Origin of the sequence: Thiothrix subterranea (genome assembly GCF_016772315.1) — a bacterium.
Lineage (GTDB): Bacteria > Pseudomonadota > Gammaproteobacteria > Thiotrichales > Thiotrichaceae > Thiothrix > Thiothrix subterranea.
Window position 1 is genome coordinate 1997399 of the sequence record NZ_CP053482.1, and the last position, 26356, is coordinate 2023754.

Here is a 26356-nt window from a genome sequence, read left to right on the forward strand (position 1 = left end):
AACTAAGCCTGTAACACATCCCAATGAACCTCGACCTCACCCTTATCACCCGCGATATAGGCGGAATCGCCGGTAATCGTGATCGACAAATCCATCGTGCGGCTCACCAACGCCGCCAGCGCTTCAATCTCTTCTGCGGGGAAGCGGTAAAACGCCGCATCCAACTGGCTAAACTTCTTCAGATTTTGTGACCACCAGACATCCGACTTGCTGTTAAAGCTGTAAACACGCACCGCTCGCGCCCGATGCGTCGCCTTTTTGACCCGTTCTGGCGTGGGTTCGCCCAAATCAATCCACAGCGCGATTTGCTCATCCATCGTGCGCACCCAGATGGCGGGTTCTTCCACGTCTTCCAGCCCTTTGGTCAGCTCAATTCCTTCCTGAGCATTGAGGCAATACGCCAAAATACGCACCATCATGCGCTCCAGCGTTTCGGAGGGGTGCTGCGCAATAGTCAGATTCAGGGAATCGTAGTAATTGCGCTCCATATCCGATAACGAAATTCTGGCTTTGTAAATGGTTGGTTTTATTGCCACGGTTAACCTTGTCTGTTGTGTTGCGGGAAGGGTGCGTGCGCATACTAACATTACACTGACAAAACATCAGAGGTTAGTCATTTTCCTTGTCTGTTATGATAAGCAAGCTGTCAGAGCCATGATAAAACGAACAGGAAACCCTCATGAAAACACAGGCAGAGCTTCTCCAATTACTCTCCCGTTTACTGGCGCTCCCCGCAGAAACCGAGTGGCTGGAGTTCAAGGAAGCCAAAGAGAATTTCGATTTCACCAAATTGGGTAAATACTTTTCTGCTCTCAGCAACGAGGCAAACCTAAACCGGCAAAGCGCAGGCTGGTTGATTTTTGGTATCAACACGCACCATCAAGTGGTTGGCAGCAACTACCGTCCCGACCGCGCCCAATTGGATAAACTCAAAAAGGAAATCGCCGACAAAACCAGCGGCAGGTTAACCTTTACCGAAATTCACGAAGTGCAACACCCGCAAGGTCGGGTTGTCATGTTTGAAATTCCACCCACACCGCCCGGAATACCCACCGCATGGGAAGGTCATTTCTACGGGCGTGAAAATGAATCACTCTCCCCGTTGTCTTTGTCGGAGCTGGAGCGTATCCGCCATCCTGCCCACCCAGACTGGTCAGCCCAAACCATCGCGGATGCCACTTTGGATGATTTGCTGCCCCAAGCTATCCTGAAAGCCCGCCAGCAATACCAAGAAAAACACCCACATCTGGCTGAACAGGTCGATAGCTGGAATGACACGATCTTTCTCAACAAAGCCAAAATCACCATCGCAGGGCGCATTACCAACACCGCAATTCTGTTGTTGGGGCGGCCTGAATCGGTTCACTGGCTTTCCCCTGCCCAAGCCCAAATGACGTGGGTCTTAAAAGATACCCAATGGGGAAATTCCTCCCTGATTCGGTGGAATGGGTGATTGAACACGATTCACCGCCAGACCAATACCGCAACCCGTTTCTTGCCCAAGCAATGGTGGAACTCAAAATGATCGACACCATTGGTAGTGGCATCAGGCGGGTATTCAACAAACAACGGGAGCGTTTTTTCCCGCTGCCTGATTACGATTTGCATGATCCACAACGGGTACGGGTGCGTTTGTACGGCAAAATTTTGAACGAAAACTATACCCGTGCTTTGCTGAACAATACCGACCTGCTGCTGCACGAAGTCGTCGCACTCGACCGTTTGCAAAAAGGGCAAGCCTTAACAGATGAGCAATTTCGCCTGCTCAAGCACCGCAAATTGGTGGAAGGGCGGCGACCCAACCTCTATGTTGCTGCCGCAGTCGCGCAGGCTACGGAAGGAAAAGCCGCCTATATCCGACATCGTGCATTCGATAAGGTATATTACAAAAGCCTAGTCATTCAGTATTTACGGGAATGGAAAGAAGCTGCTCCTGCGGATATTGAGCGGCTGCTATTGGATAAGCTCCCTGATGTTTTAGAGTACGCGCAAAAGAAAAACAGAATCAGAAACCTATTACAAGAAATGACCAAAGAGAAGACGATCATGAATCAAGGAGGGAAAGGGGGAAATGCCAAATGGGTTTTGCAAAATTAGCTTGGCAATTAGCGCACTTTTAGCTTGAAATCAACACAAAACATTGATTATAGGTAATAAAATATCATCTAATTTAGCTTGGTTAATGCGTTTTTAGCTTAACCACCCACAAAAACGCCCGCATCAGCGGGCGTTTTCACCATCACTCACCACCAAGCCACTTACGTTGCCTGATAGTAAAGATTCTGCGGATGATTCGCCTGTGCGAAGAAGAACCAGCGTTCCGCCAGCAAACCTACGTACTGAATCAACGCCGCCGCCAGCAACACCACCGCAAACTGATTCGACCAGCCAATCACCACCAGCGTCACCGGCACAATAAACGCCATAATCAAGAAAAACACCTTGATCCCTTGCATGAATTGCAGGCTTTTATGGTGGAAAAACTCACGGGTATTGAACGAGCCGCCCATTGCCCCCTGTGAAATCTGGGTAATCTTCGGATGACGTACCCCAATCGCGGTACAAGCAGTGCTCTTATACTTGAGGCGACCATTACGGCGCAACGCAAACATACGACTCACAAAGCCCAGCAAGGTAAACACCAACGCCCACAACGCATACGCATCCACCAGCGTGCTACAGTAATGCGCACTCAACGCCGCCGCCAGCGAAAACCCCGATGCCAAACCCAACAGTGTGTAGTTCACAATCGTCAACGGTGTCGCCCATTCCTGAATGAACTTAATCGCCGCATAAATCATTCCCGTGCAAATATACAGCAAGAACGCCAGCACACCCGCCACCAAACCCACCAACAGCGTCAGTTTGATTTCCACCGTTCCCGTGGTAACGATGACCGGATCAATACCCAAATAATGCAACGCGCCCCAAACGAACGCCATGCCCGCAAACGCAGGCAACACAATCACTTCACGCGCCAACCAGGAAGTCCGCCACATGGTCGCCGCTCGCCACGCCCGCTCCGGTCTTCCCAAATGGAAAAACGAGGCAAACAAACCCAAGCCCATCAATACCGTCACGATGACCGTGCCAGCAATGTACAACGCTTGCGGCGACATGGCATCACCCACCACCCCAAACGTGTTGTAAACCTGACCCGTGTACAGTGCCAGAAACAAGCCCTGACCCGCACCAATCAATGTGGTCAAAAAAATGACCGAAAAAGCAGGATGCATAAATCCAATCTCCTTAGAACAGGAAGTCGTCCAACGACGGCAGATCATTACTGACTGGCGCACGCTGTTCTTCTTTCTTCAACGGGTTATCAATACGGTTCAACGATTCCTCAGTCACCTGAGATTTCATCTTGCGCCGAGGCAGGTAATGGTTAGACGGGCGCGTCCCCCATTCCGGCATCAACTGATAACCGCCACGTTCATTAATCGCCACCGACACTTCCGACATCGGGTCATGCACATCACCAAACAGCCGAGCACTGGTTGGGCAAGCCAACACACACGCCGGTTTGCGACGATCTTCGCGCAAGCTGGTGTCGTAAATCCGATCCACGCACAAGGTACACTTCTTCATCACCTTCTGCTTTTCGTCGATTTCCCGCGCACCGTAAGGGCACGCCCACGAACAATACTTGCAGCCGATGCACTTGTCGTAATCGACCAGCACAATGCCGTCTTCCTTGCGCTTGTAGCTTGCACCAGTGGGGCAAACTGGCACGCACGGCGGGTCTTCGCAATGCAAACAGCTTTTCGGGAAATGCACCGTTTCGACGTTGGGGTATTCGCCCACTTCAAAAGTTTGCACGCGGTTAAAGAACGTACCCGTGGGGTCTTTGCCATACGGGTTTTTGTCCACCATGCCACCGCCGCCTTCGCTGGAGGTGTTCCATTCTTTGCACGACGTGACGCAGGCGCTACAGCCGACGCACACATTCAGGTCAATCACCAAAGCCAACTGGGTCATCTTACTTACCCCCTTTGAACATGTTCTTGAATTTGCCAGAACCACCCACGAAGGTCAGCCACTTGCCCACAGGCTTTGCCATGCCGGGGTAACGCGGCTGAGTCGGGAATTGCGGGAAAGTCGAACCTTGGTCTTTCTTATCCGCTTTGTAGACTTTGACGCGCACATCAAACCACGCCGCCTGTCCGGTGATCGGGTCGGAATTGGAGATATGTTCACCTTCCGCCTGATTGGGCAGCTCTTCGCCGATAATGTGATTCAGCAAAAAACCACGGGTGCATTCGTTGGCATCTTTTTCCAAACCCCACGCGCCAGAGGCTTTACCAATCGCGTTCCAGGTCCACACCGTGTTTGGCTCGACCGATTGCGAGTAACGCGCTTCGCAACGCACCCGCCCGTGGGTGGATTCCACCCAAATCCAATCGCCGTCTTCAAAGCCGTACTTTTCGCCGACGCTGGGGTGCATGTGCAAATAGTTGTGCGCGTGAATCTGGCGCAACCACGCATTCTGCGAATCCCACGAGTGATACATCGCCATCGGACGCTGCGTCAACGCACTCAGCGGGAAGTCTTGCTTATTGATCATCTCGTTTTCGAGCGGCTCGTGGTAAAACGGCAGCGCATCGAAGAAACGTTCCACCCGTTTACGCAAACGTTCCGGCGGCTGTTTGCCGTGCGAAATGCCTTGCGCGGCACGGCGGAATTTGTGCAGCACCTCGGAATACAGGTGAATATTGATCGGTTCAGCGTGGCGTACCATGCCGTTCTCTTTCGCCCATTGCAGGTAGCCTGCATTCCAGTTCCGCATGTACTGGTACGACTTCGGCATCACGGTATGGTGCATACAATTGTTCTTGGCGTACTGTTCCCACTGATTCGGGTTCGGTTCGCCGCGCATGGTCTTTTGACCGTTTTGCCCACGCCAGCCGCTCAAGAAACCAATGCCAGAGCCGGGTGCAGTTTCAAAATTGACAATGAAATCGGGGTAATCTTTGAACTTACGCTTGCCCTTCGCATCGGTAAACGCGGGGAAGCCTAAGCGTGAACCCAGCTCAATCAACACTTCCTGGAACGGCTTGCACTGCCCAGTCGGTGGCAAAATCGGAATCCGCACGGAGTCGACTGGGCCGTCGTATTCAGAAATCGGACGATCCAACATCGACATGACATCGTAGCGTTCCAGATACGTGGTATCCGGCAAAATCAAATCGGCAAACGCGGTCATTTCCGAATGGAACGCATCGCACACCACGAGGAACGGGATTTTGTACTCGCCGTTCTCATCCTTGTCCTTGAGCATGTCGCGGACTTCGGTGGTGTTCATCGACGAGTTCCATGCCATATTCGCCATGAAAATCAGCAAGGTATCGAGCTTGTACGGGTCGCCGCGCCAGGCGTTGGTAATAACGTTGTGCATCAAACCGTGAACGGAGAGCGGGTATTCCCACGAGAAACCCTTGTCGATCCGCACCGGCTCGCCCTTGTCATCGACGAATAAATCATCCGGGTCAGCAGGCCAGCCCAACGGCATCCCATCCAGCGGGGTATTCGGCTTCACTGCATCCGGCGATGTACCTGTTTTCGGGCAAGGCGGAATCGGGCGCGGATACGGCGCTTTGTGACGGAAACCACCGGGGCGGTCAATCGTGCCCAACAAGGACATCAGAATGCTGAGGGCGCGAATGCTTTGGAAACCGTTGGAATGCGCCGCCAAGCCGCGCATCGCATGGAATGCGACCGGATTGCCGGTAACGTGATCGTGCTCATTGCCCCACACGTCTGTCCACGAAATCGGCAATTCGATTTTCTGGTCACGCGCCGTAATGCCCATCTCATGCGCCAAGCGCTTGATGGTCGCCGCCGGAATGCCGGTAATGTCTTCCGCCCATTCAGCGGTATAACTTTCGACCCGTTCGCGCAGCAATTGGAACGCGGGCTTAACCGGCGTGCCGTCTTTCAGCTTGAATTCGCCGGTCAAAAACGGGTCAGCGCCGGGGGTATGCGTCGAAATCGGCTTGTTCAGGTCACGATCCCACCACAGCTTGTTTTGCGGGTCGAAGCAGCCTTCTTCGGGCGGTACTTCAAAACGCAAGAACATGCCGTATTCGCGGTTTTTCGGGTCAAGGTTGACCAGTTCGGGGCCGTTGGTGTAATTCACCACGAACTCGCGGTCGTATAAACCTTGCTCGATAATTTCGCGGGTAATCGCTAACAGCAATGCGCCGTCGGTGCCGGGGCGGATCGGAATCCACTCATCCGCCACCGCCGCGTAGCCCGTGCGCACCGGGTTGATCGCAATCATGCGTCCACCATTGCGTTTGAACTCTGCCAGCTCGATTTTCAGCGGATTGGAATGGTGGTCTTCCGCCGTGCCGATCATCACGAACAATTTGGCGTGGTGCAGGTCGGGGCCACCGAATTCCCAGAACGAACCGCCGATGGTGTAAATCATGCCTGCCGCCATATTGACGGAGCAGAAACCACCGTGTGCCGCGTAGTTCGGCGTACCGAATTGCTTGGCGAACAAGCCGGTGAGGGCTTGCATCTGGTCACGTCCGGTGAATAGCCCGAACTTTTTCGGGTCAGTGGCGCGGATGTGGCGCAGGCGGGTTTCGAGGGTATCGAAGGCTTCTTCCCACGTAATCGCTTCAAATTGCCCTTCGCCACGGGTCGCGTTGGCTTTGCGGCGCAACGGCGTGGTCAGGCGGGCAGGCGAATACTGCTTCATAATGCCGGATGAACCCTTGGCACAGATCACGCCCTTATTGAGCGGGTGGTCAGGGTTGCCCTCAATGTATTTCACCTCACCGTTTTTGAGGTGGACATTGATGCCGCAGCGGCAGGCACACATGTAACAGGTGGTGCTTTTAATTTCGGTTGCTTGGTTTGTTTGGGTAGTCATATCAGTACGTAACTAAATAAGGAATTACTGAAATACAGCATTACATGGATAGTGCTTGAGATAGGTCAAGGAATCAATAATAAAAATTATCTATATCAATAGAATTTTTCTATTGCAAGATAGAGCAACCCACAAGGGATAGTTGTGCTTTAATCCTAACTATCACAGAGGAGGTAGCACCATGCAAAGAATACGTAACGCAGGCCATTTTTTGGAAAAAGTAGGGGATTTAGCGGTAGAAGCATTCCACGTTCTGGGTTTGTTCGTGATCGGCGGCACGATTGTGTGGTCGGCGGCGCACGCTTACTTGGTGGATATTATGCAGAAGCCGTTCCTTTAAACTTATACAAACTTAACCAAGGTCAAGTTTGCGGTTAAATTCCTGCTTCATTGGGGCTGGTTTCGTCTTCGGCTTCCGCCCAAGACCAGCGCCTTCCCCTCCACAGGCAGACACCGTGGAACTCACGGCGTATTTTTCCAAATTATTGGCGGCGTTGATGTCACGGTCATGGACTGCGCCACATACGGGGCAAGTCCATTCACGTACCGATAGTGGTAGCTTGTTCACTTTATGCCCACAGCCGGGGGCAGAACAGGTCTTGCTGGAGGCAAAGAACCGATCAGCCACCACGACCACCGCACCCCGCATTCCCGCCTTGTATTCCAGTTGCCGCCGGAACTCGAAAAACCCCATGTCACTGATGGCACGGGATAAATGGCGGTTTTTCACCATGCCCGATACGTTTAAGTCTTCAATGCCAATGGTGTGGAAACGGCGGGTTAAATCCGTAGTGAGTTGGTGCAAACTGTCTTGGCGGATGTTGGCGATACGTGCGTGAAGTTTTGCCAGTTTTTGTTTTGCCTTGTGGCGGTTGGCACTGCCTTTGACCTTGCGGGACAGGCTGCGTGAGAGCCGTTTTAGGCGAGAAAGCAAGGCTTTATGCGGCTTTGCCCCAGTCACTTTTGCCCCCGTTGACAGGGTTGCCAGTGCGGATACGCCCAAATCCACACCCACTGCGCCTTGGTTTTCAGCAGGCGGGAGGTGGTTTGAGGCGGTATCCACGGTGATGCTGGCGAACCACTGGTCAGCGGTGCGGGAAATCGTGGCAGAGAGGATTTTTCCGGAAAAGCGTAACGTTTCCCGCATCCGCACTAACCCAAGGTTGGGAATGCGGATGCGGCAATCGTCAAGGCTGATCTGGTCGTTGGTGAGGGTGAAGCTGTCGCGGCTTTTGCCTTTCTTTTTGAATTGCGGGTACTGGGCTCGCCCTGCAAAGAAGTTATTGAAAGCCTGCCCCAATTGGATAATCGCCATTTGCGGCGCGTTTTTGGTCACTTCCAGCATCCACGGAAATTGCTCTCGTTTGATGGCGTTTAACTGGCGGCGCAAGCCCATTTGGTTGGGTTTGGGCTGGCTGTTATCGTCTTTCCATGCGGCGTATTGGGTTTGCCATTCTGCCAATGCCCAGTTGTAGGCAAACCGCGCTGTACCGGCTGCTTTCGCCAAGTACGTGGCTTGCTTATTGCTGGGGTCAAGGCGGATTTTGTGGCTGATGATCATGCTTGCGATTCTTCCACGGCTTTCTTTACCCCGTCCAGCAGCTTTTTGTTTTTGCGCGAACGTGAGCCATACAGCCGCGCTGAGAAAACCGTGATGATTTCCAGCACATCGATTGCCAAGTCTTCTTCAAAAGTGGTGTCCTCACCTTTATTCACAATGACCACTTCCACCTGTTTGGCTTCACAGATGGAAAACACCAGTTCCGCCCCAAAGCGCAGCAGGCGGTCTTTGTGGGTGATGACTAGCCGCCCGACGTTGCCGATAAGTATCTCATTCAGCAGGCGTTTCAGCCCTTTTTTGTAGTAGTTCATACCTGAACCAAGGTCGGATATTAGCTCGAATGTCCAACCCTGTTGGGCGCAATAGAGTTCCAGCACTTGCTTTTGGCGTTCCAAATCGTCTTTTTGGTCGTGGCTAGAAACACGGGCGTAGGCGAGCGTTTTTCTGTCCTGTTTGCGCAGGTGTGTGGCGGGTTCAATTTGTGAAAGGCGGTAGCGGCGTTGGTTGCCTTGTGTCCGTTCCGGTATCAGTTTGCCGGACTCCTCCCAACGCCGTAAGGTCGTCGGGCTGATGCCTAACCGTTCTGCTGCTTCGCTGATCGTGATTAACTTATCCATTTTGGATAGTTTAGTACAAGTTTGTGGAAGTTTCTAGTTTACTGTTTCAAACCCTTCGCCCGCTCCGCGACCGCAAGCCGCAATATTTTAGAAATGTACTCAGACATAATCGGGCTGCCGTATACCCAAATCTTGCATGAGCTTATCCAGCGATACCTGACGCAGTTGTGCCAAAGTCACGAGATGCTGAACACGTTCAACATCAAAATTTTCAATTTTCTCAATAACTTGAAGTAGTTCAGCATATTCATCTGCGCTTAGCGTATTTGTCCGCTGTTTCTGTGCCAGCAGGTCATAATGGCTTTGCAAGGTGGCGGGAACAGGGCGGTTGATCAGTTGTAACAACTTGCTTTCCTGTTCATTCAGGCTGTTGGCTTTGCGTCTGGCACACAGCGCCAGTACCCGTGCAACAAACTGCTCAAGTTCTTCGGTCGGCAGGCTTTCCACTCCATGTAATAGGTCTTCGGTGGAAACCTGCGAGGTGATTTGTATGGTAGACATGGGTGTTTACCTGTTAAGTGATGACATGGTTGGAGTATATCAGTTGAGGAGGGAATAGGGATTAGTTACGCCAGAAGCGGACACTTCCAGTAGGCATCTCAGATTATTACGTTAGATCATCAACAACATAGACGAGCGTAGGCAAATTTGCTATTAGTCTTAAGGTTTACTGTCACGGCGTAACCTCATGACTGAGCCAATTCCTCCCCCAACACCCTGTTCCACGTTATTTGGTGAAACCTTCGCGACGCTGACCGAAACCATCACTGATTTGGGTTTCGACGGCGTGCTGTATTCGTTTTACCCCAAGCCCATGTACCTAAGCAAAGACGTGCAACCCGTGCTGCACTACAGTGACAGTTTCGCCCCGTTCGTCGCCCACTACCTTGAGAACAATTACGGCAACCGTGATTTCGTGCTGCGCTTGGCATTGCAAGACTGGAAAAAACCGATTGATTGGTGGGAAGAAATTAACGCCGGTCACGTTACCCCCGCCGAACGCGCTGTGACCGAAGATGCCCGCCAAAACTTTGGCATACAACACGGTCTTTCTGTCCCCGCATTGCGCGGCACATTTGCAATCGCGGGAATTTCGGTCATCAACAAAGACGCTAACTTGGCGCATTTCCTCAAACTGAAAAAAACGCACTTGGCACGGCTATTCACCATCGCCAGCGACTATCACGCCTCGGTGATCAATTCCAAAGAGTCATTGCGTTTTTTCATCCAGCCCTTATTGGAAAGCTTGAATGCCACGCAAAAAACGGTGCTCAAACACGTACTGACGGGCAGACCGATGAAAAGCATTCCGCACACATCGGGTATCACGCCACGCTATGCGGAAAAAGTATTGGTCGGTATCCGCCAAGAATTCGGCAATATCACCACGCATGAACTCCTGTACATACGCGGCATGGTGAATATGCACGAATATTTATGAACCCGGCTCCAACCGATACAACGCCCCATCGCTCTCATCCGTCAGCACATACAAATACCCATCCGGCGCTTGCTGAATATCCCGAATCCGCCCGATTTCGTCTTCCAGCAAACGTTCCTCATCCACATAGCGATTCTCATCCACATAGCGATTCCCATCCAGCGTAACGCGGGAAATCAGTGCAAACTTGAGGGCGCTGACCAGCAAATTGCCTTGCCAGCCGGGGTATTTGTCCCCGGTGTAAAACGTCATGCCAGCGGGCGCAATCGAAGGTGTCCAGTACAGTACCGGTTGTTCCATGCCCGCCTTTTCGGTTAAGCCAGCGCCGACTTCGCCACCGCCGTATTCTTCGCCGTAAGTGATCACCGGCCAGCCATAGTTTGCGCCCGCGTGCAGAATATTGATTTCATCGCCACCTTGCGGGCCGTGTTCGCCCGTCCACACCTGCCCGGTGGTGGGGTGTAACGCAATGCCCTGCACATTTCGATGCCCATAGGTATAGATTTCCGGCTGCGCCCCAGCGGTGTTGACGAACGGATTATCCGCCGGAATTCGCCCATCATCGTGCAAGCGAATCACGCTACCCGCATGATTTTCCAACATCTGTGAATTGTCACGCTCCCCCCGATCCCCCAGCGTCAGGTAAACGTAACCCGCACGATCAAACGCTATCCGCCCGCCGAAATGCTGCCCGCCAAACGATTGTGGCGTCGCGGCAAACAACACCTCAACTTGCGTCAATGCGCCATCCTGATAACGCCCACGCGCCAAATGCGTGCTGTAACCGTCGTCATCTTCAGCCGCATACGCCAAATATAACCAGCGGTTTTGCGCAAACTGCGGGTGTAACGCCAAGCCCAACAAGCCACCTTGCCCTTGCTCCGCAATCTCAGGCAAACCGCTCACCGGCTTGGGTAATAAACTGTTGTCCTGAATGCGCCGCAATTTGCCTGCCCGTTCACTGACCAACAGCTCGCCATCGGGCAGAAACACCATGCCCCACGGATGTTCCAGTTCATCAACTTGTTTAACAGCAGTAACAGCATTCACTGGGAATGCTGTCACCAGCAGTAATGACAGGAAAAACGCAAACGCTAACTTAACGTTCGCCTTTCGCCGTGTGGTACAAATTTGCATAAGGCGCAAACAAGCGTTCATTATCCAGCCTCATTTCAATCGGTAAGCCTTGGAAGTTTGCCCAGCCGTCCAAATCGCCGCTGTACGGGTCTTTGCCGTCAACTTTGCCATCATTATTCAGGTCAAGCTCTTCGCCCAAGGTGTTTTTGCGGGTTAGCCCCACAAAGCCATCCCACATATTGCGCACATTGGTGTAACCCGCCGCTGCCAACAAATTGCTGGCACCGATACTGCGGCTTCCGGTGCGGCATACCGTCACGATTAAACTGTCTTTCGGCAAACCCAGCGCATCCACCGCTTTGACAAATTCAGCATTCGGCTGGGCAATGTATTCACCTTTGTTGGGGTCTTTGCCGCGATTAAACACGTGCGGGTAAGGAATGCTGTAAGCAGCAGGTGGGTGTCCGCCGATATATTCCTCAATGGTACGCACATCAATAATGGTCATTGGCTGCCGCTGAGCAGGGTCGTAAGGCCATAAATAATGCTGTAAAGCGATGTAAGTTTGTGCAGCGCTGATTTCTGAGTGGTATTGGCGATCTTGTCCGTAACGGTTGCCGTCCAAACCATCAGCCAACGCGGTTGCCGAGAATAAAGCGAAGACGGCAAAGCCGCTGATCCGCATACGGGTCTTCATGTTCATGGTTTCCTCCTAAGGTTTCTCTAGTCAATTATTTGCCAGGGTGTCGCTTATTTTTATGGATGGTCCGGCCTAGCCATTTGATTATAAGCGATTTACTCAGGAATATTTTCTCATATATTTTTATCAATCAAATTAATAAAGACTATCCGTTACCTGCACTCATCGCCGCCAGAAAGCGCTAAACTACGCCGTATGAGCACACAAAAACAAAGGACATCACTCCCATGAGAGGCTTGGTTTACAGCAGTACCGCAAAGAATGCCTTTACCCTCGCCGACTTAGGCGCACTCGCGGCAAATTCCACGCAACGCAACGCACAAGCAGGCATCAGCGGCTATTTGTACTACGACAAAGGGCGTTTCATGCAATACCTTGAAGGTGAAGCCGAGGCTATCGCCGCTTTAATGGCACGTATTGAGCGCGATGAACGCCACACTATCCGGCGTGTGGTGGTGGATGACACACTCTGCACGCAACGTTTCCCCACTTGGCACATGCAATGGCTGCAACAAGGCTCGATGGTGGCGATTCGCTTGGAACACATTCTGTATGAATTCATGAACCTGAAAACGGCACCGAACACATCGTTTGAGTTACTCACCCCTAAAGTTTGGGAATTAGTCGATAAAATTGCCGCCACGCAAGCGCGGTTTAACTGAGACAACCATTGCAAGCCTGTCATTCCCCCACTAGAATCACCTGCAACTTTGTTGCAAAAGAGGCTCGCATGAGAATCCAACATGACTGACGCGGTGGATGTCCGTATCCCGATCACCCTGCTCACCGGCTTTTTGGGCAGCGGCAAAACCACGGTACTCAATAATCTGCTTAAGCCCTCGTTCTGGGAACGCCTACTACGTGTGCCGCCCTTGACCGCTGTGATCATGAACGAATTCGGCAGCATCGGGCTGGATCACCAACTCGTCGATAACACCCAAGGCACGATGGCACTGCTTTCCGGCGGCTGCGTTTGCTGCGAAATCCAGGGTTCACTCGTCCCCACCCTGAAAAACCTGTGGATGGGGCGGCGCGACGGCAAAATCCCCCCTACGAACGCATTATCATCGAAACCACCGGCATTGCCGACCCCACCCCGATCCTCGAAACCTTACTACGTTCCGACTGGGTAGCCAAACGCCATTATCTGGATGGGGTTGTGACCACGGTGGATGCGGTATTCGGCAACGGACAGCTCGACCAACACTTTGAAGCGGTGCGCCAAGTCGCGGGTGCTGACCGTTTGCTGCTGACCAAAACCGACCTTGCCGACGCTGCCACGATCCAACAGCTCGAAACGCGACTGGCAACGCTCAACCCCGCTGCCCCCATTGTGCATGTCCAGCACGGTGATGTTGACCCCGACCATGTGTTCAAACTCCGTGCTTACCACCAGTCCGAACCCGTCAAAGCCAAGCAATGGCTTGCGGCGGAAAACTTCCGCGTCGTCAGTGCGAGTTTGTCACTCAAACAGCCCAGCATTCTCAACCCCAGCACCCCCACGCACGGCGGCACGGACGGGCGCATCCGCAGCTTTTCCCTGCAATTCGACCAGCCTTTGCCGTGGGCAGGTGTCTCCGAAGCACTCGACACGCTGGTGGAATTTTGCAGCGCACGCCTGTTACGCATGAAAGCCATCGTCAACGTGCAAGAATACCCCGGTCGCCCCATCGTCCTACACGCCGTGCAGCACCTGTTTTACCCCTCGGTGGAACTTCCCGCATGGCCTGACGCTGACCAGCGCAGCCGTTTTGTGTTCATCACCGCCGACCTCGACGAAGCGTTTGTCAGCAACTTGCTGACCTCGTTTACCCAAACCGTGAACCAACCAATACCCCATTCTGGAGAATAATATGAACTACCCTAGCATCCTCCTAAGCCTGTGCTTGGCACTGTCCACCAGCAACCTTTACGCTGATGACCACAAGCATGAACACGAAGAACACGGCGCACACGAACACGGTGCTGCCGCCCTATCCCTCGCCGCCGGAGCAGAAGGGCTGGAAATCATGCTCGAATCCCCCGCCGCCAATATCGTCGGCTTTGAACACGCCGCCACCACCGATGAAGACAAGCAAAAACTTGCTGATGCGGTGAAAAAGCTCGAAGCAGGGGCAGAACTGTTCAGCATGAATACCGAAGCAGGTTGCACCCTCAAAAGTGCCGAAGTCATCTCCGCCTTGTTAGGGAATACCGCCGAGACTGCTGGTGAAGCCCACAACGATATGGATGTTACTTGGTCATTCGCCTGCACCCAACCCGCCGAACTGAAAGAAGTGGCGGTGAAACTCTTCGCCGCTTTCCCCGACGGTTTCCAACACATCAAAGCGGAATGGGTGACGGAGAAGGGCGCATCCGCGCTGGAACTGGACAAGGATGACACCATCAAACTAACCCCATGAACGTGATCGAACTGCAAAACCTGCACTACCGCTGGCAAGGGCAAACCCGTGACACGCTGGCAATTGCCGAATTGCACGTTGCCCAAGGCGAACACCTGTTTATTCGCGGCGCAAGCGGCAGCGGCAAAACCACATTTCTCAATCTGCTGGCAGGCATTTTGCGCCCTGCCAGCGGTAGCTTGACTATTCTGGGGCAAGCATTGCACAGCATGGACAATTCCGCCCGCGACCGTTTCCGTGCCGATCACATGGGCGTGATCTTCCAGCAGTTCAACCTCTTGCCGTATCTGTCGGTGCGGGAAAATGTGCAGTTACCCTGCCATTTTTCCAAACGGCGCAAACAACAAGCAGGGGATATGCAAGCCACTACTAACCGCTTGCTGGAACATCTGGGGTTAGATCGTCAATTGTGGGAACGCCCCGTCACTGACCTGAGCGTGGGGCAACAACAGCGCGTCGCCGTCGCCCGCGCCCTGATCGGCAGCCCTGAATTGATCATTGCGGATGAACCGACCTCGGCACTGGATACCGATACCCGTGACGGTTTCCTGAACTTGTTGTTCCAAGAGGCAGCGGTGCAAGGCAGCACCATTGTGTTTGTGAGCCACGATCCGCACATTGCCAGCCACTTTCCGCGTGTGGTGGATTTGGGTGACGTGAACCGCCCATAATACCCGTGCCAATCCCCGTAGGGGCAATCCATGAATTGCCCCTACAACACCATCTGCTGGAAACTATTGAAATGAATACAATCCCCACCCAAAAGCAAAACAACAACCCACTGCACGGCTTAACCTTGCAAACCATCCTCACCGAACTGGTGGACTATTTCGGCTGGGAAGGCTTAGCCGAGCGCATCCCGGTGCGCTGTTTTGCCAGTGACCCCAGCATGGCTTCCAGCCTGAAATTCCTGCGCAAAACCCCCTGGGCGCGAGAAAAAGTCGAAGGGCTGTACGGCTTTATGTTGCGTGAAAAACGGCGCGAATCATGATCCTGCTCAACCTCACCCTGCACAGTTTGTGGAATCGCCGCGCCAGTTTGCTGCTCACGTTGTTTGCCATCGCCATTAGCGTCGCGCTGTTGCTGGGCGTGGAATACATCCGCAAAGAGGCGAAAAGTAGCTTCCTAAGCACCATTTCCAGCACGGATTTGGTGGTGGGCGCACGCAGCGGCCCGGTGCAATTGCTGCTCTACAGCGTGTTTCGTATCGGCAACGCCACCAACAATATCAGTTGGCAATCCTACCAAGAGATCGCCAACAAACCGCTGGTGGAGTGGACAATTCCCATCAGTCTTGGTGATTCACACAAGGGCTATCGCGTGCTGGGCACGAATCAGGATTATTTTCGCTACTACCGCCACGGTGATAAACGCTTGCTTGAATTTGCCGAGGGTAAGCCGTTTGCGGGCGTGTTCGATGCCGTGTTGGGGGCAGAAGTGGCACGCAAACTCGGCTACCAGCTCCACGACAACATCGTGATTGCGCACGGCGCGGCGGCAACTAGCTTTACGTTGCACGCCGACAAACCGTTTCAGGTAGTGGGCATTCTCAAGCCCACTGGCACACCGATTGACCGCACCGTGCATGTCTCGCTGGAAGGCATCGAAGCCATTCACATCGACTGGGTAGGCGGTGCAAAAGTCCCCGGCTACCAAATCAGCGCTGATGAAGCCTTGCAGAAAAACCTGCAACCCAAAGTGATTACCGCGTTTATGGTCGGACTAAAAAACCGCGCTGCCGCGTTTCGAGTGCAACGCGAAATCAACGATTACAAACGCGAACCCTTGCTGGCAACCGTCCCCGGCGTGGCGCTGGCAGAACTCTGGCAAGCCATTGGCATGTTTGAAAACGTGTTGCGCATTATCACGGGCTTTGTGGTGATAGCGGGCTTGCTGGGCATGTTGACCACGCTACTGTCCACCTTGAATGAGCGGCGGCGCGAAATGGCAATTTTACGGGCAGTGGGCGCACACCCGCGTCAGGTGTTCCTGCTGTTTGTGCTGGAAGCGGGGGTATTGGCGGTATTCGGTGGCTTGTTGGGTGCAGCGCTGGTGTGGGTTGGGGTATTAGCGGCACGTCCGTGGGTGATGGCGGAATACGGGTTTTACCTGAGCACTTGGCTTCCGACTTGGCATGAAGGGCTGTTGCTTGCAGTGGTGACGCTGCTTGCGTTACTGTTCAGCCTGATTCCGGGGGCAATTGCGTATCGGCGTTCCCTGCAAGATGGTTTAACCGTAAGAGTTTAAAATGAACACAAAACTATTATTCCCCGTCATTATCCTCACTAGCTTGTTGGTCGCTTGCGGTGAAAAAAACCCAGCAGACACGCCGCCCGCGCTCCCCAGCAATGCGCCTGCGGTGGGTACACCCATTAAATCCGTGACCCAACCCAGCGCCACCAAATCACCACAAAACGGCGAATACACCGAAATCGAATGGGAAAATCTGGAACTACCGGGGCAGGGGCTGGCGGAAATCGTCAAAAAATACCAACCGGAAATTGATTCGATTGCCGAAGGCGACCCCGCTGAAGATGCTGTGTTGGAAAAAATGCAAGCAGAATTAAACGCCGCCCCAGTCAACCCTAAACTCAATGGTCAGAAAATCAAAATCCCCGGCTTTATGTCGCCCTTGGAAATAGACGAAGCCAAGGGCATGGTGAAAGAATTTTTGCTCGTACCGTATTTTGGCGCGTGCATTCACACCCCACCACCACCACTCAACCAAACTTTACTGGTCAAGCCGCTAGAAAGCAAAAGCATCGGCATAGAACGCATGTACGAACCGGTATGGGTATATGGAACAATTGTCACCGAACAAATCCACACCGATCTTGCCGAGGCGGGCTACCAAATCAAAGACGCCTCCGTAGAAATTTACCAAGACGATGACACCACGGCTAAACCCAATTAACCGTTGTCGTGTGGCACCGCGCGTTGCAATGCCAACCGCCACAATACCCAATACAGCAAGATACCGGCGGCATCAGCGGCAATATCCGCCAAAGATGCCGAGCGCCATGTGGTAAAACCTTGCACTATCTCAATGAAAACGCCGTAGCACAGGAGTATAGGTACTTGCCAGCGCCAGAAGCTGCGCGTGGTTGCCAAATCCAAGAGCAGGGCAAACCCAAACAGAGCACCGGCGTGCATCAACTTGTCTGCATGGGGTAAGCCTTGACCACCACCGGGCAGTAACGCGGCAACAATACCGAGTCCAGCCAAGGCGACGAATAAAAACTTCAGTAGAAGTCGGGTTTGTCGCGGGTTAACCGTGAATCGTGAGAGGATGGCTTGCATGGATATACCTGCTAATGTTTTCAATGAGGACTGGTTAATTGCTGCCAGTTTCCTACTTTTTGTTGTGTTAGGGCGTGCGCTGCGTCACGCTAATTGGGTTTATGTGCGTGAACATACGCATGTTTACCTAGGCGCGATTGCATTTGCAAGTGTTATATGGCTATTAAGGGCAGGCATAGGTACGACCCTCAATTTTCATTTACTCGGCATGACCGTCATGACGCTGATGTTCGGTTGGCGCTTGGCGCTGCTTGCCGCTACGGTGATCGTTAGTATCGCTTTCTGGCATTTGGAAGCGGGTTTGCTGGCAATACCGCTGAATACTTTGGTGATGGGCGGCATCCCGATCCTGATTACGCACCAGTTATTACGCTGGAGCCAGCAGCATTTACCCACGAATATCTTCATTTTTATATTCGTTAATGGCTTTCTCGCCGCGATTCTAAGCAGTGTCGCGGTGGTGCTCACCGGCAGCTTATTGCTGTGGTGGACGGATACTTTCACCGCGCATTATTTGCAAACCTATTACCTGCCATTTATTCCGCTGTTAATGTTTCCCGAAGGCATTATCAATGGCATGTTGGTGGCGATTGCGGTGGTGTATATGCCGCAATGCATTCCGGCGTTTGATGATGCCCGTTACCTGCGCAAAATTGACGACGATAAACCGCGTTAAGCGTGGCTAAGATTTAGCACCTAGCAGGCGGTTAATTTCAGGCCACATGCGTTCCACGGTGTCATAACCCTCAGCAATCGCTTCAGCGGCACGGTGGAATTCCAATAATCCAATGTGTTCCAGCGAGGGTGTGAGCAATATTTCCGGTGGGTCGCCGACCATGCGGCTGCGGGTGATTTTATCTTGCATGATATTGATGGAAGCGGCGAGTGCATCCATCAAGCCAGGAGCCGTTTCTTTGGGTTTGCTGTTGGTGTCAGGGAATAACGCGGCGGAATATTCACGCAATGAAGTGGTCAACGTATCCACAAAAGTTTCAGGCTTAGCCGTTGTACCGTCACTGGTTTTATTGGGGGTGGCATCAACTGGTTTCTCTGGTTTGGCTTTTTGGATGTGGTTAGCGTAACGCCGCGCAATATTGCCATTCAAATTCACCGCAATAATGACCTCTGCCCCCAACGCACGGCACATGGATACGGGCACGGGGTTAACCAAACCGCCATCCACCAGCCATTGCTTGCCATAACGATAGGGGGTAAACAAACCGGGGAGGGCGATGGAGGCGAAAACGGCTTCCAGCACCGCACCTTGCGTAAACCAGATTTCGCGCCCGGTTTCTAAATCAGTGGCAACACTGGCGAATTTGCATGACAGTTGTTCAATGCTTTGCGTAGCGTCACACACGTTGGTGTGAAAGAACTGTTGCAGCTTGTCGCGATTCACAAAGCCGTTAAGCGAAGGGTTTAACTCGAAAAAGCGCACGAGTTCTAAACGGTTGAACGCCAGCACCCCGGTTTCTAGCACATCCAAACGCTGAGCAGCATAAGCGGCACCGACAATAGCGCCGACCGAACAGCCGCACACAATTTCCGGGTGAATGCCGTGTTCAGCCAAGGCGCGTAACACGCCAATGTGCGCCCAGCCACGCGACGAACCACTGCCCAGTGCAATGCCAATACGGGGGAGATGTGCCATGCGTTTAATCCATTGCAATCACAATGCGGTTACTTGTCCCCGTCAATACCGTGAAGGCGCGACGGCGTTCTTGCCCATCCAAGGTTGCCACGGCTTCGTAATGACCCGGTGCTACTTCGAGATTGGCAGAATGACGGCGCGGGGTTGCAATGGTTTGCTTGCCATCATCGAGCCGATACACTGCCCAACTCATCGGGCGCAGGGCGGGGCCATTAGCAAGGGTTGCAACCAATGTCACTTTGCCAGAAGGCATTTGGATAGTAGCGGCACTGAGTTTACCAGAGGTGACGTGCAAGCGCTGCGAATGTTGAATGCCATCGCCACGGCTGGCTAATACGTCGTATTCACCCGGTGGCAAGAGGGTATTGAGGATTTTACTACCCTTGCTGCTGCTCACGACTTTTCCCGCATCTGCTCCCTGTTGAGCAGTAATTTTCCAGTCAGCAGGGTGGGAGCTATTGATCCGTAAACGCCCGATATTGGCAGTAACAGCGAGACGGCTGAGTTTCCCTTCCAAGACCTTAACGGTTTGAGTGGCGCTATAAGTACCAATCAACAGTGTTATTTCGTATTGACCGCTAGGTACACTGAGCGACGGCGAAGGCCCAATGTAACGCTGTTCGTAGCTGCCATCGGCGGCGCGGATGCGCCAAGTAATATCCCTTACTGCCACAGAGAGATCACTTGCTAATATCACCGATAGAGCTAAATTATCGGTTGAAGCGGTATTAACCGCCGCTACTGGCAATGGTGTAGGAGTAGTTGCCGATAATTTGGCGGAACCGATACTGAAAGCGGCTAACAGCAATACGGCTACCAACAATGGCATGTTGTTTTTATTGTTTACCATGAAAAATGCACTGTGTTCTGACATGGCAGCAATGAAACGCTATCGCAGGCTAAATAACAATCTTCAGCAGATAGACACCACCGTTTTTACGCCTGACGGCTAAAGCACATTGTTTTGACTATTTATCAAGCAGATTTTGGTTAAACGGCGGTAAAGCTTTGCTGCTCATCGTCACGAATGGAATCTTGGCTTGCAGCTTCGCAGCGGGGGTAAAGACGTCTAAAGTCGCCAACCATTCCATTCTTTCCAGCGTACACACCGGCAAAATCAGTTTGCCTTGGAATTGCGTTGCGCCGATGGATTTCAAATCGGCGTATTGGTAGCCCATGAACATATTTACGCCTTCGACCGTCAAGCGCAGATTGTTGACGTCTGCCAAACCGCTGGTGTCGACCTGCACAGTCAATTCTTCCATCAACGGAATGCTCGTGGGGTTAATGCTGAAACGTAAACGCCGCCCTTGTGCATCACTCGCCACACACGGCGCTTGGTGCAAATCACACGGGGTTTGCAGACTCAGCGCGATGATGGGTAGGGCAGTGCTAGGGCGGGTATCAAACCACCATTTGCCCGCAACCGTCAGCACAAATACGGTTATACCGATCAGCAAATACCGTATCACCGTGTAAACTCCGCCACCACCGGCGTATGGTCGGAAGGCTTTTCCCAGGTGCGTGGTTCACGGTCAATCACACACGACTGACACGCATCCGCTAAGGGCTTGCTGGCAAGAATCAAATCAATCCGCAACCCGTGATTGCGCCGGAAACCACCGCCACGGTAATCCCACCAGCTAAAGCTCTTGTCAGGCTGCACAAACTGACGGAAGGTATCGCTTAAACCCAACGCTTGAATGGCCTGCAACGCCGCACGCTCAGCAGGGGAGCAGAGGATACCTTCCCCCCACGCCACTGGGTCATGCACATCACGGTCTTCGGGGGCAATATTGAAATCGCCCAGCACCACCAATGACGGATATAACGCGGCTTGTTGCTGTAACCAAGCAGTCACTTTCGCAAGCCAATCGAGCTTGTAAGCGTATTTGTCGGAGTCGACTTCTGCACCGTTGACCACGTACAAATTCACCACCCGAACCCCGTCGATAGTCGCGGCAAGGATGCGGCGTTGGGGATCGTCTAAATCCGGGATGTCGGTGACAATTTCGGTGGCGGGCGATTTACTCAAAATCGCCACGCCGTTATAGGTTTTCTGCCCGGCGAATACCGCGTTGTAACCAGCCGCTTCCAGCTCTGCCAGCGGAAACTGCTCATCAACCGTTTTGGTTTCCTGAATCGCGAGTACGTCAGGTTGGGCTGCTTCCAGCCATTGCAATACGTGAGGCAAGCGTACCCGCAGCGAATTGACGTTCCAAGTCGCAATCTTCATGCAGTAAGACCACTATGACGGAGCAGGGCATCGGCGGAAGGTTTGCGCCCACGGAAAGCGACAAACGATTCCATTGCTTTGCGTGAACCACCGACTTGCAGCACTTCTTTCAAGAACGCTTCGCCCACGCCTGCGTCAAACAAGCCTTCTTCTTCAAAACGAGCAAACGCATCGGCTGACAACACTTCCGCCCACTTGTAGCTGTAATAGCCTGCCGCGTAACCACCGGCAAAGACGTGGGTGAAACTGTTGGGCATCCGGTTGAAGGCAGGGGGTTTGATCACCGCTACCTGTTCCAACACCTCCTGACGGATGGCTTCCAGACGACCGGGTTCTGCCGCTTGCGGGTCGAGATGCAAACGCATGTCGAACAGCGAAAACTCCAGTTGGCGTACTGTTCCCATCGCGGTCTGAAAATGCCGAGCTGCCTGCATTTTTTGGAACAAGGCTTCGGGTAATGCCTCGCCGGTTTGCCAATGTGCCGCAATCATATCCAACACGCTACGTTCCCAACACCAGTTTTCCATGAACTGGCTCGGTAACTCCACTGCATCCCATTCCACGCCATTGATACCCGCGACATCGGGATAATCGACTTGCGTGAGCATGTGGTGCAAACCGTGCCCAAACTCGTGGAACAGCGTCACCACTTCATCGTGGGTAAACAGCGCAGGCTTGTCACCAACAGGAGCGCTGCTATTGCACGTCATGAACGCGACCGGAATCTGCAAGCCATCGACACGCTGAAAACGTCCGCAGAAATCGCTCATCCACGCCCCACCGCGTTTGTGCTGACGAGCGTACAAATCGAGGTAGAAACACGCTTGCACCGCACCGCTACGGTCATAGACCAGATAGAAATGCACGTCGTTGTGCCACAAATCAATATGACCGGCTTGCTGCTCGATGCGCACACCGAAGAGTTTTTCCACCAAAGTAAACAAGCCGCTGATCACGCGAGCAGCAGGGAAGTAGGGCTTGAGATCTTCTTCGCTGAAATCGAAACGCGCTTGTTTCATCTTCTCGCTGACGTAACCCACGTCCCACGCTTGCACATCGTCCAGCCCTAACTGATCACGCGCAAAGGTTTGGATCTCGGCAAATTCCGTTGCCGCAAATGCCTTGGATTTACGTGCCAAGTCTTCGAGGAAATCCAACACTTGCTGCGGACTTTCCGCCATCTTGGTTGCCAACGAGAGTTCAGCAAAATTGGCGTAACCCAGCAAACTGGCTTCTTCCTGACGCAAGCGCAGGATGTCGCACATGACTTGCGTGTTATCCCATTCCGCATTCGCCCCCAGTTCCGAAGCACGGGTGGTGTACGCACGGTAGACTTCCGCCCGCAACTCGCGGTTATCGGCATACGTCATCACCGGGAAGTAAGAAGGGAATTGCAGGGTAATCACCCAGCCTTCCATGTCACGCTGCTTGGCGGTTTGTGCTGCCATTTCCAATGCGGATTCGGGCAAACCCGCGAGTTCGTTCACATCTAGAATTTGCTTCGTCCACGCATTGGTGGCGTCCAACACATTGTCGGAAAAGCGCGAAGTCAGTTGTGAGAGTTCCTGACTGATGGCACGGAAACGCTCTTTTTGCGCGTCTGGCAAAGCCACACCGGATAGCGTGAAACCGAGCAAGCTATCATCCAGACTTTTCTGCTGTGCTGCATCCAGCCCAGTTTCGCCTTCGCGCACGGACTGCATGGCTTGATACAACTTCGCGTTCTGCCCCAACTCCGTGTGATAATCACTCAAGCGCGACAGGTTGTCGTTGTATGCCTTACGCAATTCCTCGGTGTTGACCACCGCGTTCATGTGACTCACGGGCGACCACATGCGATCCAAGCGATTGCCCGCTTCGTTCATCGGCGCAACCAGATTGTTCCACGTGAAACGTGTTTCAGTATCCAGCGTTTGGTCTAACCATGCGCGGTTGTCTTGCAACACTACGTCTAACGCAGGGGTAATATGTTCCGGCTTGATTTGCGAGAACAGCGGCAGTTTGCTGATGTCCAGCAAGGGATTTTTTTGTTCCACGTAAAACCTCACACGTCCAGATTGGAAACAGACAACGCATTCTTTTCGATAAAGTCACGACGCGGCTCGACTTCATCGCCCATCAACATGGTAAACACTTCGTCGGCAGCAATCGCATCTTCGACCCGCACCTGCATCAAACGGCGCGTTTCAGGGTTCAGCGTGGTATCCCACAATTGCTCAGGATTCATTTCACCCAAACCTTTGTAGCGGCTGATTTGCAACCCACGGTTGGCTTCTTTCATCAACCATTCCACCAATTGGTCGAAACGCTGCGCTTCGTATTTGCGTTCGCCGCGTATCACCACTGCACCTTCACCGAGTAAACCATCCATTTCACGGTTGGTTTTGATCAGCAATTTGGTTTCTGGCATTAAGAAGAAATCGCGATCGAGCAGAATCCGATGATCCAAACCGTGCTGACGGCGGTTCACTTCTAACGTCCACGCACTGTCGTCAATTTTGTTTAAATGCGAGGTATAAGTACGTGCGCCGTTATCCGCCGTGTTCATCGTGGCAATGGCACTGCCTACCCATTCCGCAAACGATTCAGCGGTTACGCTGTTAATGTCTTCAGTGGAAGGCAGTCTTTCAAACAGCAAGGCTTCCAGCAAATTACGGTCGTAACGGCGTGACAAGCGGCTAATCACTTGCTTGGCGGCATTGTATTGTCGCACCAAGGTTTCCAAGGCTTCGCCACTGATCGCAGGGGAGTGCGCGTCCAAATGCAGGTTTGAGCCATCCAGTGCCAATTGCAGCAAGTAACGTTCCATTTCGCTGTCGTCTTTGATGTATTGCTCTTGTTTGCCGCGCTTGGCTTTGTACAGCGGCGGTTGCGCAATGTAGATGTAACCGCGTTCCACCAATTCCGGCAATTGCCGATAGAAGAACGTCAGCAGCAGGGTGCGGATGTGTGAACCATCCACGTCCGCATCCGTCATAATAATAATGCGGTGGTAACGCAATTTTTCGATATTGTATTCTTCGCGCCCAATCCCGCAGCCTAGCGCAATAATCAGCGTACCCACTTCTTGGGAGCTGATCATCTTGTCGAAACGCGCCCGTTCCACATTCAAGATTTTGCCTTTCAACGGCAGAATCGCTTGGGTACGACGGTCACGCCCTTGCTTGGCAGAACCACCCGCTGAATCCCCTTCCACCAGAAACAGTTCGGACAGGGCAGGGTCTTTTTCTTGGCAGTCAGCTAGCTTACCAGGCAAACCCGCAATGTCTAACGCGCCCTTGCGCCGAGTCATATCACGCGCTTTACGAGCCGCTTCACGCGCCCGCGCCGCTTCGATCATCTTGCCTGCAATCAGCTTGGCTTCAGAAGGGCTTTCCAACAGGAATTCGCCGAGACGTTCGTTCATGGCGGCTTCGACAATGCCTTTAACCTCAGAAGACACCAGCTTGTCTTTGGTCTGCGAGGAGAATTTGGGGTCAGGTACTTTGACCGATAGCACCGCAGTCAAACCTTCACGCGCATCATCACCCGTCGGGCTGATTTTTTCTTTCTTCGCCAATCCAGCACTTTCGATATAGCTGTTTAGGGTGCGAGTAAGGGCAGCGCGGAAGCCGGACAAATGCGAGCCGCCATCACGCTGTGGAATATTATTGGTGTAGCAGAAAATGTTTTCCTGATACGAATCGTTCCATTGCAACGCCACTTCCACGCCCACGCCATCACGCTCGGTGGTGAAGTAAATGATATTATTGTGTATGGGTGATTTGTTGCGGTTAAGGTGCGCGACGAAGGCTTTAATGCCGCCCTCGTATTCAAACACGTCTTCACGCCCTTCGCCGCGACGGTCGATCAGGTGAATGCGTACCCCAGAGTTCAAAAACGATAATTCCCGCAGCCGTTTCGCGAGGATGTCGTAATGAAATTCAGTCAGTGCGAAAATCTCCGCACTCGGCCAGAAACGCACCGATGTTCCTGTGCCTTCGGTATCGCCAATAATTGCCAGTGGTGCAACCGGATCGCCAAGCTTGTACATTTGCTGATGCAATTTACCGTTGCGGCGCACCGTCAATTCCAAGTCGGACGACAACGCATTCACCACCGAGATACCGACACCGTGCAAACCGCCGGACACTTTGTACGAGTTATCGTCAAATTTACCGCCCGCGTGCAACACGGTCATAATGACTTCAGCGGCAGAACGCCCTTCCTCTTCGTGCATATCCACTGGAATGCCGCGACCGTCATCCGACACGCGCACCGAGCCATCACTGAAAATTTCGACTTTGACTTCTTTGCAATAACCGGCAAGCGCTTCGTCGATAGAGTTATCCACAACTTCGAAGACCATGTGGTGCAAACCCGTGCCATCATCGGTGTCACCGATGTACATACCGGGGCGTTTGCGCACCGCTTCCAAGCCTTTGAGTACTTTAATGTTCGAGGAATCGTAGGTGGGTACAGCAGGTGTTGGTTCAGTCATGTTATTTC

The 26356-nt window shown here is 52.8% G+C and carries 29 protein-coding genes; 13 read left to right on the forward strand and 16 right to left on the reverse strand.

Going from position 1 to position 26356, the window contains the following annotated elements:
• Window positions 1-2: 2 nt before the first annotated feature.
• On the reverse strand, window positions 3-536 hold the full coding sequence (locus tag HMY34_RS09815) for a YaeQ family protein (protein ID WP_202719055.1): 534 nt from the start codon (window positions 534-536) through the stop codon (window positions 3-5).
• Window positions 537-679: 143 nt separating this feature from the next.
• Between HMY34_RS09815 and HMY34_RS09820 the strand changes: the two genes are divergently transcribed.
• Together HMY34_RS09820 and HMY34_RS09825 are read left to right on the forward strand one after the other, a co-directional pair.
• Entirely contained in the window at window positions 680-1453 is a 774-nt protein-coding gene (locus tag HMY34_RS09820) for an AlbA family DNA-binding domain-containing protein (RefSeq protein WP_202719056.1), read from the forward strand.
• On the forward strand, window positions 1417-2097 hold the full coding sequence (locus HMY34_RS09825; RefSeq protein ID WP_202719057.1) for an ATP-binding protein: 681 nt from the start codon (window positions 1417-1419) through the stop codon (window positions 2095-2097). The genes HMY34_RS09820 and HMY34_RS09825 overlap by 37 nt, the downstream gene beginning before the upstream one ends.
• A gap of 161 nt (window positions 2098-2258) precedes the next feature.
• Here HMY34_RS09825 and HMY34_RS09830 read toward each other — a convergent pair whose 3' ends face one another.
• From HMY34_RS09830 to HMY34_RS09840, 3 genes are read right to left on the reverse strand one after another with little or no spacing between them, the layout of a single operon-like run.
• The gene (locus tag HMY34_RS09830) at window positions 2259-3236 is read right to left on the reverse strand and encodes a dimethyl sulfoxide reductase anchor subunit family protein (protein ID WP_202719058.1); all 978 of its coding nucleotides are present in this window, start codon (window positions 3234-3236) and stop codon (window positions 2259-2261) included.
• Window positions 3237-3249: 13 nt separating this feature from the next.
• Window positions 3250-3981 carry a 4Fe-4S dicluster domain-containing protein gene (locus HMY34_RS09835; protein WP_202719059.1) on the reverse strand — a complete coding sequence of 244 codons (732 nt, stop codon included), beginning with the start codon at window positions 3979-3981 and terminating at the stop codon, window positions 3250-3252.
• 1 nt (window position 3982) lies between these two features.
• Window positions 3983-6883, reverse strand: a complete 2901-nt coding sequence (locus HMY34_RS09840; RefSeq protein WP_202719060.1) for a molybdopterin oxidoreductase family protein — start codon at window positions 6881-6883, stop codon at window positions 3983-3985.
• 181 nt (window positions 6884-7064) lie between these two features.
• On the opposite strand from HMY34_RS09840, the gene HMY34_RS09845 reads away from it, so the two are divergent.
• Window positions 7065-7223, forward strand: a complete 159-nt coding sequence (locus HMY34_RS09845) for a hypothetical protein (protein ID WP_202719061.1) — start codon at window positions 7065-7067, stop codon at window positions 7221-7223.
• A gap of 12 nt (window positions 7224-7235) precedes the next feature.
• On the opposite strand, the gene HMY34_RS09850 is transcribed toward HMY34_RS09845, so the two are convergent.
• The 3 genes from HMY34_RS09850 to HMY34_RS09860 all read right to left on the reverse strand — a co-directional run bounded on the left by HMY34_RS09850 (window position 7236) and on the right by HMY34_RS09860 (window position 9562).
• Window positions 7236-8444, reverse strand: a complete 1209-nt coding sequence (locus HMY34_RS09850) for an RNA-guided endonuclease InsQ/TnpB family protein (protein WP_202719062.1) — start codon at window positions 8442-8444, stop codon at window positions 7236-7238.
• Complete coding sequence (locus tag HMY34_RS09855) at window positions 8441-9061, reverse strand: IS607 family transposase (protein WP_202719063.1); 621 nt, start codon at window positions 9059-9061, stop codon at window positions 8441-8443. Before HMY34_RS09855 ends, HMY34_RS09850 begins: the two co-directional genes overlap by 4 nt.
• Window positions 9062-9160: 99 nt before the next feature.
• Window positions 9161-9562, reverse strand: a complete 402-nt coding sequence (locus HMY34_RS09860) for a hypothetical protein (RefSeq protein WP_202719064.1) — start codon at window positions 9560-9562, stop codon at window positions 9161-9163.
• 187 nt (window positions 9563-9749) lie between these two features.
• Between HMY34_RS09860 and HMY34_RS09865 the strand changes: the two genes are divergently transcribed.
• Complete coding sequence (locus tag HMY34_RS09865; protein ID WP_202719065.1) at window positions 9750-10502, forward strand: autoinducer binding domain-containing protein; 753 nt, start codon at window positions 9750-9752, stop codon at window positions 10500-10502.
• On the opposite strand, the gene HMY34_RS09870 is transcribed toward HMY34_RS09865, so the two are convergent.
• Window positions 10497-11639, reverse strand: a complete 1143-nt coding sequence (locus HMY34_RS09870; protein ID WP_202719066.1) for a PQQ-dependent sugar dehydrogenase — start codon at window positions 11637-11639, stop codon at window positions 10497-10499. The genes HMY34_RS09865 and HMY34_RS09870 overlap by 6 nt on opposite strands.
• Window positions 11602-12282: a rhodanese-like domain-containing protein gene (locus tag HMY34_RS09875; protein WP_202719067.1), complete on the reverse strand. Its 681-nt coding sequence runs from the start codon at window positions 12280-12282 to the stop codon at window positions 11602-11604. The genes HMY34_RS09870 and HMY34_RS09875 overlap by 38 nt, the downstream gene beginning before the upstream one ends.
• A gap of 224 nt (window positions 12283-12506) precedes the next feature.
• Here HMY34_RS09875 and HMY34_RS09880 point away from each other — a divergent pair, with 224 nt between their 5' ends.
• The 8 genes from HMY34_RS09880 (at window position 12507) to HMY34_RS09915 (ending at window position 17595) form a co-directional block, all read left to right on the forward strand.
• Window positions 12507-12941: a BLUF domain-containing protein gene (locus HMY34_RS09880; protein WP_202719068.1), complete on the forward strand. Its 435-nt coding sequence runs from the start codon at window positions 12507-12509 to the stop codon at window positions 12939-12941.
• 81 nt (window positions 12942-13022) lie between these two features.
• Window positions 13023-13412 carry a GTP-binding protein gene (locus HMY34_RS09885; RefSeq protein ID WP_202719069.1) on the forward strand — a complete coding sequence of 130 codons (390 nt, stop codon included), beginning with the start codon at window positions 13023-13025 and terminating at the stop codon, window positions 13410-13412.
• Window positions 13298-14131, forward strand: a complete 834-nt coding sequence (locus HMY34_RS20380; protein ID WP_202719070.1) for a CobW family GTP-binding protein — start codon at window positions 13298-13300, stop codon at window positions 14129-14131. The genes HMY34_RS09885 and HMY34_RS20380 overlap by 115 nt, the downstream gene beginning before the upstream one ends.
• 1 nt (window position 14132) lies before the next feature.
• Window positions 14133-14681 carry a DUF2796 domain-containing protein gene (locus HMY34_RS09895; protein WP_202719071.1) on the forward strand — a complete coding sequence of 183 codons (549 nt, stop codon included), beginning with the start codon at window positions 14133-14135 and terminating at the stop codon, window positions 14679-14681.
• Window positions 14678-15352, forward strand: coding sequence for an ABC transporter ATP-binding protein (locus HMY34_RS09900; RefSeq protein ID WP_202719072.1), 675 nt, complete (start codon window positions 14678-14680; stop codon window positions 15350-15352). Before HMY34_RS09895 ends, HMY34_RS09900 begins: the two co-directional genes overlap by 4 nt.
• Window positions 15353-15423: 71 nt before the next feature.
• Entirely contained in the window at window positions 15424-15672 is a 249-nt protein-coding gene (locus HMY34_RS09905) for a VF530 family protein (RefSeq protein ID WP_202719073.1), read from the forward strand.
• Complete coding sequence (locus tag HMY34_RS09910; protein WP_202719074.1) at window positions 15669-16928, forward strand: ABC transporter permease; 1260 nt, start codon at window positions 15669-15671, stop codon at window positions 16926-16928. Before HMY34_RS09905 ends, HMY34_RS09910 begins: the two co-directional genes overlap by 4 nt.
• Window position 16929: 1 nt before the next feature.
• Window positions 16930-17595, forward strand: a complete 666-nt coding sequence (locus HMY34_RS09915) for a DUF3299 domain-containing protein (protein ID WP_202719075.1) — start codon at window positions 16930-16932, stop codon at window positions 17593-17595.
• Here the strand turns inward: HMY34_RS09915 and HMY34_RS09920 are convergent.
• On the reverse strand, window positions 17592-17981 hold the full coding sequence (locus HMY34_RS09920; protein ID WP_202719076.1) for a VanZ family protein: 390 nt from the start codon (window positions 17979-17981) through the stop codon (window positions 17592-17594). The genes HMY34_RS09915 and HMY34_RS09920 overlap by 4 nt on opposite strands.
• On the opposite strand from HMY34_RS09920, the gene HMY34_RS09925 reads away from it, so the two are divergent.
• Window positions 17980-18657, forward strand: coding sequence for an energy-coupling factor ABC transporter permease (locus HMY34_RS09925; RefSeq protein ID WP_202719077.1), 678 nt, complete (start codon window positions 17980-17982; stop codon window positions 18655-18657). The two genes, HMY34_RS09920 and HMY34_RS09925, sit on opposite strands and share 2 nt — an antisense overlap.
• A gap of 6 nt (window positions 18658-18663) precedes the next feature.
• On the opposite strand, the gene HMY34_RS09930 is transcribed toward HMY34_RS09925, so the two are convergent.
• The 6 genes from HMY34_RS09930 to gyrB all read right to left on the reverse strand — a co-directional run bounded on the left by HMY34_RS09930 (window position 18664) and on the right by gyrB (window position 26348).
• Window positions 18664-19632, reverse strand: coding sequence for a patatin-like phospholipase family protein (locus HMY34_RS09930; protein WP_202719078.1), 969 nt, complete (start codon window positions 19630-19632; stop codon window positions 18664-18666).
• Window positions 19633-19636: 4 nt separating this feature from the next.
• Entirely contained in the window at window positions 19637-20482 is an 846-nt protein-coding gene (locus tag HMY34_RS09935; RefSeq protein ID WP_202719079.1) for a hypothetical protein, read from the reverse strand.
• Window positions 20483-20600: 118 nt separating this feature from the next.
• A complete protein-coding gene (locus HMY34_RS09940) occupies window positions 20601-21104 on the reverse strand; it encodes a hypothetical protein (RefSeq protein WP_202719080.1) in 504 nt (167 codons plus the stop codon).
• Complete coding sequence (gene xth / locus HMY34_RS09945) at window positions 21101-21868, reverse strand: exodeoxyribonuclease III (RefSeq protein ID WP_202715340.1); 768 nt, start codon at window positions 21866-21868, stop codon at window positions 21101-21103. Before xth ends, HMY34_RS09940 begins: the two co-directional genes overlap by 4 nt.
• Window positions 21865-23904, reverse strand: a complete 2040-nt coding sequence (locus HMY34_RS09950; protein ID WP_202715341.1) for a M3 family metallopeptidase — start codon at window positions 23902-23904, stop codon at window positions 21865-21867. Before HMY34_RS09950 ends, xth begins: the two co-directional genes overlap by 4 nt.
• A gap of 8 nt (window positions 23905-23912) precedes the next feature.
• Window positions 23913-26348: a DNA topoisomerase (ATP-hydrolyzing) subunit B gene (gene gyrB / locus HMY34_RS09955; RefSeq protein ID WP_202715342.1), complete on the reverse strand. Its 2436-nt coding sequence runs from the start codon at window positions 26346-26348 to the stop codon at window positions 23913-23915.
• Window positions 26349-26356 lie beyond the last annotated feature (8 nt).

Bases quoted from the DNA above. Each gene is read 5' to 3' on its own strand.
- HMY34_RS09820 (WP_202719056.1), top strand. From the start codon at position 680: ATGAAAACACAGGCAGAGCTTCTCCAATTACTCTCCCGTTTACTGGCG.
- HMY34_RS09825 (WP_202719057.1), top strand. From the start codon at position 1,417: ATGGGGAAATTCCTCCCTGATTCGGTGGAATGGGTGATTGAACACGAT.
- HMY34_RS09830 (WP_202719058.1), bottom strand. From the start codon at position 3,236: ATGCATCCTGCTTTTTCGGTCATTTTTTTGACCACATTGATTGGTGCG.
- HMY34_RS09835 (WP_202719059.1), bottom strand. From the start codon at position 3,981: ATGACCCAGTTGGCTTTGGTGATTGACCTGAATGTGTGCGTCGGCTGT.
- HMY34_RS09840 (WP_202719060.1), bottom strand. From the start codon at position 6,883: ATGACTACCCAAACAAACCAAGCAACCGAAATTAAAAGCACCACCTGT.
- HMY34_RS09845 (WP_202719061.1), top strand. From the start codon at position 7,065: ATGCAAAGAATACGTAACGCAGGCCATTTTTTGGAAAAAGTAGGGGAT.
- HMY34_RS09850 (WP_202719062.1), bottom strand. From the start codon at position 8,444: ATGATCATCAGCCACAAAATCCGCCTTGACCCCAGCAATAAGCAAGCC.
- HMY34_RS09855 (WP_202719063.1), bottom strand. From the start codon at position 9,061: ATGGATAAGTTAATCACGATCAGCGAAGCAGCAGAACGGTTAGGCATC.
- HMY34_RS09860 (WP_202719064.1), bottom strand. From the start codon at position 9,562: ATGTCTACCATACAAATCACCTCGCAGGTTTCCACCGAAGACCTATTA.
- HMY34_RS09865 (WP_202719065.1), top strand. From the start codon at position 9,750: ATGACTGAGCCAATTCCTCCCCCAACACCCTGTTCCACGTTATTTGGT.
- HMY34_RS09870 (WP_202719066.1), bottom strand. From the start codon at position 11,639: ATGCAAATTTGTACCACACGGCGAAAGGCGAACGTTAAGTTAGCGTTT.
- HMY34_RS09875 (WP_202719067.1), bottom strand. From the start codon at position 12,282: ATGAACATGAAGACCCGTATGCGGATCAGCGGCTTTGCCGTCTTCGCT.
- HMY34_RS09880 (WP_202719068.1), top strand. From the start codon at position 12,507: ATGAGAGGCTTGGTTTACAGCAGTACCGCAAAGAATGCCTTTACCCTC.
- HMY34_RS09885 (WP_202719069.1), top strand. From the start codon at position 13,023: ATGACTGACGCGGTGGATGTCCGTATCCCGATCACCCTGCTCACCGGC.
- HMY34_RS09895 (WP_202719071.1), top strand. From the start codon at position 14,133: ATGAACTACCCTAGCATCCTCCTAAGCCTGTGCTTGGCACTGTCCACC.
- HMY34_RS09900 (WP_202719072.1), top strand. From the start codon at position 14,678: ATGAACGTGATCGAACTGCAAAACCTGCACTACCGCTGGCAAGGGCAA.
- HMY34_RS09905 (WP_202719073.1), top strand. From the start codon at position 15,424: ATGAATACAATCCCCACCCAAAAGCAAAACAACAACCCACTGCACGGC.
- HMY34_RS09910 (WP_202719074.1), top strand. From the start codon at position 15,669: ATGATCCTGCTCAACCTCACCCTGCACAGTTTGTGGAATCGCCGCGCC.
- HMY34_RS09915 (WP_202719075.1), top strand. From the start codon at position 16,930: ATGAACACAAAACTATTATTCCCCGTCATTATCCTCACTAGCTTGTTG.
- HMY34_RS09925 (WP_202719077.1), top strand. From the start codon at position 17,980: ATGGATATACCTGCTAATGTTTTCAATGAGGACTGGTTAATTGCTGCC.
- HMY34_RS09920 (WP_202719076.1), bottom strand. From the start codon at position 17,981: ATGCAAGCCATCCTCTCACGATTCACGGTTAACCCGCGACAAACCCGA.
- HMY34_RS09930 (WP_202719078.1), bottom strand. From the start codon at position 19,632: ATGGCACATCTCCCCCGTATTGGCATTGCACTGGGCAGTGGTTCGTCG.
- HMY34_RS09935 (WP_202719079.1), bottom strand. From the start codon at position 20,482: ATGGTAAACAATAAAAACAACATGCCATTGTTGGTAGCCGTATTGCTG.
- xth (WP_202715340.1), bottom strand. From the start codon at position 21,868: ATGAAGATTGCGACTTGGAACGTCAATTCGCTGCGGGTACGCTTGCCT.
- gyrB (WP_202715342.1), bottom strand. From the start codon at position 26,348: ATGACTGAACCAACACCTGCTGTACCCACCTACGATTCCTCGAACATT.